The organism is Anaerorhabdus sp. (assembly GCF_036641015.1).
Lineage (GTDB): Bacteria > Bacillota_I > Bacilli_A > Erysipelotrichales > Erysipelotrichaceae > Anaerorhabdus.
Genome location: NZ_JAVWFO010000079.1, coordinates 1 through 4,963 on the forward strand (window position 1 = coordinate 1; position 4,963 = coordinate 4,963).

A 4,963-nucleotide genomic window follows, 5' to 3' on the forward strand; every position below is an offset into this window, starting at 1 on the left:
GATGAACAATAAACTAATTAAGCTTGGTTTTCCTATAGTATTTTGTATCCTTGTAACTTTAATATTTTGTTATCCATTTCTAAATGGCTCAATATTAATGGGACCTGATACTGCATTTCATATAAACCGTATAGAAGCACTTAGTATCGCAATGCAAAACAATGATATATTTCCTAGGTTATTTTACCACCAAAACTTCCATTTTGGATATGGTAGTCCTATGTTTTACTCAATATTTTTCTTATATTTCCCTGCCTGGCTTAGAACTATAGGAATAAGTGTATTTAATTCATATCATATTTTCTTGTTTGTTTGCACCTTTTTAGCTTCATTTAGTATGTATCAATGTGCAAAATTGTTCATTGGAAAAAAGAAGACTATTTATATATGTATTACTGTAATGTTCTATATTTGGAATTGTTATTATATGTCTGATTTATATAAACGTGGTGCCATTGGAGAAGTTTTAGCCTTTATATTTATACCTATTATCATTATGGGGATGTATCACTCTGTATATGGTGATTATAAAAAACACTATATCTTGGTAATTGGATTTTGTGGTTTATTACTATCACATAACATTACATTCCTTATAATGGTTGTTTTATATGCTTTTTACTTATTGTTTAATATTAAACAATTATTAAAAGAAAAGAAACGGATAGTTATCATCGCAATAATAGCTACAGTAAGCATACTTATTACTTGTTTCTTTACGATGCCAATGCTTGAACAAATGTTAAGTGGAAAACACCGTGTTGATGACTATTTTGGTACATCCTCAATGTCTGAGTTAGCCCTAAAGTTAAGTAGTATAGTTGATTTTAGAACGGATGCAAGTAATTATCTTACCGATTCTGTTGGACCATTCTTATTGTTCATACCGCTACTTTATCCGCTTGTTAGTAAGAAAAACAAAAATACTACTATTACATATGTACTATTATCAGGTTACTTCATGATTTTTATGACTACTAAATTATTTCCATGGCAATGGGTAGAATTTCTAAGTTTTATGCAATTCCCATCTCGTGTCCTTGTACCAGTCGCTGCTTTTCTCGCTTTAGCTGCTGGGTATACAGTTGCTAGAATACCGGTTAAAAAGAAAATCAAATTACCTCTTAATAACATATTAATTGGATCTGTCTTTATATTTGCTATCTTACAATTATACGGTATCTACTCATCTCCTGGACTAATCACATCAGTAACTACACCAGAAGAATTAACAGATGATAAATTTATAGGTCGAGAAGAGTGGTATTCTTTGCTAGAACTATCAACCCCTGACTATTTACCACTAGATACTAATATCAACTTCCGTGATTATAAATCTACTATTGTTACCAACAATGAGGAAACCCCTCGTCAAGCTATGGATTATACCACGTATAATAACTTTACCTTTACTTATCCAAAGATAAATGAAGGAGCATATTACGTAATTCCTCTTACTTACTATAAAGGCTATGTAGCAGAGATATATGACGGAAATACTTTAATTGAAACAGTGGATACTTATCGTGACCCTGAAATGGGGTTAGTAAGATTTGATCCATCACCTTATTCAAGTGATACACAAGAAATTACATTCAAGGTCTACTATAAAGGAACTACTATTCAATCAATTACAGCTAAAATATCGTGGTTTGCATTCATTGTGTACCTTATTGTAACCATTGGTATTATTGGATGGAATTCAAAGTTAGTTAAAAATATACTTAACAATACTAATATTACTAATCAAATTAAGCATAAAAAATAGCACTTAAAACTATCGATGTTACACTTTTTACAGCGAATAAATGTGTTATGCAACACTTTTTACAACGAATACTAAAAATAATACTTACTTAACTGGTAGTATTATTTTTATTTTAAATTGATTTTCATAACTCAATGCATACAATTGTCCTTCAAGAAACCGTAAGACATTCCTTACTATATTCAATCCTTCTCCTGATACTACCTTATTATTAGGAACAATTACCTCAGGTAAATCATTAATACACTCTATAAATAACATATTGTTTACTCTATACACTTGTAAAGATACATTCTTATTCGTTTTATTATTCTCTAAGGCTTCATAAGCATTAGTTAGTATATTAGAGAATAGTGTTACCATCTCAAAATCACTTAATACATCCTTCATATTGGTTCTAATATTAAATGTAACATTTATACCTAAATTATCATATTTATCATTAAATAACTTTAATACACAGTTTAATATCTCGCTATCACAATATGATTCTTGCTTATATCTACTATATTTATCATCAATTTCTTGCATTGAGAACCCATCATCACCTAGATGTTCCATTTGAACATTAATTAATTTAATAAGCTCTTCAGATTCTTTTTGCTTATTTTGATAATACTCTTCCTCAACTTGGATATTTTTAAGTGCATCCAATCTACTTTGATCCATGATAATCTTTTTATTTTGATCAATTATTTGCTTAATGGCTCTAATTATAATGCAATTAGATAATACAAAGAAAATAGAAACCAAAAGTAATACAAATAAATCTTGTTTAATCTCAGACATAAAGTTAGATAATTGAATAAAACTAAGTAATATAAACGATATAATAACCAAAATAACATTGATTAGTGTTTTATTATCAACATGACTAATTAATCCTTTTTTAATAATTTTATACTCGATAAATAATGAAATCGCTAAAATAATATCAAAAAGTATATATACTTCAGTACTTAAAAACGTTTTTTCTACAAACATTGTTTCATTAAAATTAGTAAATAATACACCTAAAGGCATAATAATGAATTCTGTAAATGTAATAACACTCAATATCCATACAAAACACAATATTAACTCGATTAACTTAGCATCAAATAAATGCAGTGTTAATACTGTCATAAATCCAAATAAAATTAATTGTCTAATAAGTGGTAAGTAGATTCCTGCACCTAAATCAACACTAATAACAATATACATCGCCACTAACATTGCAATCTCACAAATAATAAAGTTCTTAAAATTTGGTTTAACTCGCTCACTAAAAAATATGTTAATAAATGCTGACATAAACGTTATTAAAAATATGTTATTCCACAATTGAAATCCGCTATAACTAGTCATTCAGGTCTCCTTATTCTATTACTTTATCTTGGTATTCTTTTTTAACTAATTCACTATATTTTTTAGCCTCTTCTTTCTTCCCACTTTTATTTAATTCTTCTATAACACCAATATGATTCGCTAAATCATGATAAAATTTACGAACTTGTGAGTTTTGTTTTTCTATTGATTTGACAATCCTTAAGCGATAATCTGTCTGCAACAGCATTTCATCATATTTTTTTAATTGCTTTGCCTTATTAATAACACTCACTACTGCATATATTAATCCCAACAATGAACATATCCATAATAAAGCACATATAATTGATAGTATTACCATTACTTTTAAACTGTTTATACTAAATGAGATTACGATTGTAAACAGCATAAAAAACTGTCCAAAAATATAAAACAATAGACAGTTTACTTCTTTTGCATCTCCTTTTAAATCAAAGATTTCATTTTTCATATAGCGTACCTTAATACTATTTTACTAGTAATTTTTGCTTTTTTAATACGTACGTAACAAGAATAGAATTTAGTGTAATGTATAACGCACGTAGTATTCAAGAGTGTCTTTTTAGCATGTTATAATTCAAGTGGTGATAGTATGACTAAAATTGGAATTTGTGATGATAACGCAGAGTATTTAAAGTTATTAACTGATAAAACAAAAAGATATTTCTTCTCAAAAGGTGAAAATGTAAAAATAAATTGTTTTTTTGATGCACAATCTTTAATAAGGAATCTAGAAAAGAATGAGTATGATTTGTTATTATTAGATATTGAACTCAACAATTCAGATGAGAATGGAATAGAATTAGCTAAAAAGATTAACTATTTCCATCCAAACTGTTTCATTATCTTTGTATCTTCACATTCAGAATATTTTCTAGATGTATATGATGCTAATCATATTTATTTTGTAGTTAAAAATGAGATCGATATCAGTCTAAATAAAGCATTATCCATATTTACCGCTAAAATGAGTCAATCTTTATTTGGCGAAAGTATTATGGTTAAGTTTAGAAATGAAAGTACTTTAGTACCTTTTTCCAAGATTATTTTTTTGGAAAGCCTGTTAAGAAAAATAAGATTCCATTTAAATGATAAAGAATTATTCTCATATGCTAGTTTTGATGAGATATTGCTTCAACTAAACAAGGAGGATTTTGTACAATGTCATCGCTCCTTTATAGTAAACTTACGACACATAGACAAAATTGTAAAAAATGAGATTATCATGGTAGATGGTTCCATAATTCCAATTGGAAGAATGTTCCGCAAGCAATTTCTTGATGATTTATTTGCTAAAACTAATATTCACATTGATTAACCGACACTTATTAAGAAATAAGTGTTTTTTGATATAGAAAAGTGTAGTGACAGATTCGTCATTACACTCTTAATACTTATTTTTTAAATATTCTTGTAATTTCTACGATTATAATTGCGAGGAAATTAAGTGCATATCATTTTCCGCATAATAATATGCATATGAGCTTCCACCGCTATCGCCAAAATCAAGTTCAACGATATCATGCGATAAAGCCCAATCAATTATTACCTCAGGTTTCAATAATCCATCCACAACAGCTAAACTAATTGATTGACTGTCTTCCATCAACAATGTTTGGGTATTCTTAGTTGTAAGTTTTTGCAATGTACATGCAATACTAACTAATGGACGAGATTCTAATTCATTCACTTTCTTGCCAAAATCTTTTTTATAGTTATATCGTAATGCAGTCTCAATCTCAATTCTATTACCGGAATTAATACCCACAAATGCAGGACTATATCCTAATATAATATCTTTTTTCTCATATTCCCATGACGCATAGTAACCATGATGAATGTGCATAT

Annotated in this window: 5 protein-coding genes; 2 read left to right on the forward strand and 3 right to left on the reverse strand. The window is 28.1% G+C overall.

Annotation, left to right across the window (positions count from 1 at the left end; all coding sequences use genetic code 11):
• A partial coding sequence (locus RR430_RS08820) for a hypothetical protein (RefSeq protein WP_332508944.1) occupies positions 1-1,768 on the forward strand: 1,768 nt, incomplete at its 5' end.
• An 84-nt stretch (positions 1,769-1,852) separates the two neighbouring features.
• Here RR430_RS08820 and RR430_RS08825 read toward each other — a convergent pair.
• Both RR430_RS08825 and RR430_RS08830 read right to left on the reverse strand, forming a co-directional pair.
• Complete coding sequence (locus RR430_RS08825; RefSeq protein WP_332508946.1) at positions 1,853-3,115, reverse strand: GHKL domain-containing protein; 1,263 nt, start codon at positions 3,113-3,115, stop codon at positions 1,853-1,855.
• 10 nt (positions 3,116-3,125) lie between these two features.
• Positions 3,126-3,566: a hypothetical protein gene (locus RR430_RS08830; protein WP_332508947.1), complete on the reverse strand. Its 441-nt coding sequence runs from the start codon at positions 3,564-3,566 to the stop codon at positions 3,126-3,128.
• Positions 3,567-3,707: 141 nt separating this feature from the next.
• Between RR430_RS08830 and RR430_RS08835 the strand changes: the two genes are divergently transcribed.
• Positions 3,708-4,433, forward strand: a complete 726-nt coding sequence (locus RR430_RS08835; RefSeq protein WP_332508948.1) for a LytR/AlgR family response regulator transcription factor — start codon at positions 3,708-3,710, stop codon at positions 4,431-4,433.
• A gap of 108 nt (positions 4,434-4,541) precedes the next feature.
• Here the strand turns inward: RR430_RS08835 and RR430_RS08840 are convergent.
• Positions 4,542-4,963: hypothetical protein (locus RR430_RS08840; protein WP_332508950.1), on the reverse strand; the 422-nt coding region annotated here is incomplete at its 5' end.

Excerpts from the sequence above, each read along its gene's own strand:
- RR430_RS08835 (WP_332508948.1), top strand. The coding sequence starts at position 3,708 with ATGACTAAAATTGGAATTTGTGATGATAACGCAGAGTATTTAAAGTTA.
- RR430_RS08825 (WP_332508946.1), bottom strand. The coding sequence starts at position 3,115 with ATGACTAGTTATAGCGGATTTCAATTGTGGAATAACATATTTTTAATA.
- RR430_RS08830 (WP_332508947.1), bottom strand. The coding sequence starts at position 3,566 with ATGAAAAATGAAATCTTTGATTTAAAAGGAGATGCAAAAGAAGTAAAC.